Genomic DNA, 611 nt, shown 5'->3' with positions numbered 1-611 from the left:
TAATGTCCATGAGCAAATCCTTGATATCGTCGATCTTACGCTCTAATGCATTCATATCCCTGCTGTGCTCGTCTTTCGTGACGAAACATCGATACATATTTGTTTCGCTCGCTTTGAGCGAATCGGACATTTTGTCGATCGTCGTTTTCATATTTGCGAATTGTTTTTCGATGCGACCGTCCCGCTCCTTCAGCGTGTAGCCGATGTAGCCGACTACGATCGAAATGATTAGATTGAAAAAACTGTTAAAGTCCATACCTTCCCCCTGCTTTTTATTCGTGAAAAAAACGCTCTGCGGACAGAACCGATGCAGCAATATCGTGAGAACGTCGCATTAACCTCTGCTCGTCTTCCTCGGATATGACGTTTCTGTTCAACATGTCCCATCTGCGTTGATATTGTTTTCGCGCTTCTTTCGACCTCTCTTTTCTTTGCTCCTTCTCTTTTGCTGTTTCTTTGAGAGAATTCAAAAAAGCAGAAACCGTCTTCCTGCTCTTTTGAACGATCTCTGCTATCTCATTTATCTTCTTGTGTTCTTCAAGGAACAGCTCCCTCGCCGTCTTTTGCCACTCTTTCATATTCATCCTCGATTCGTTTCTTCGCGATTTCAT

The 611-nt window shown here is 43.4% G+C and carries 2 protein-coding genes; both read right to left on the bottom strand.

Annotation, left to right across the window (positions count from 1 at the left end):
• Positions 1–256 (bottom strand): hypothetical protein (locus tag ACFO4R_RS11960; protein ID WP_379789458.1); only part of this gene is annotated, 256 nt, incomplete at its 3' end.
• A gap of 16 nt (positions 257–272) precedes the next feature.
• On the bottom strand, positions 273–611 hold a 339-nt coding region (locus ACFO4R_RS11955; RefSeq protein WP_379789456.1), incomplete at its 5' end, for a hypothetical protein.

It is taken from the genome of Filifactor villosus, from assembly GCF_042652965.1.
In the GTDB taxonomy this organism is placed as follows: Bacteria; Bacillota; Clostridia; order Peptostreptococcales; family Filifactoraceae; genus Filifactor; species Filifactor villosus.
This window is presented reverse-complemented; position numbering and strand designations above follow the sequence as displayed.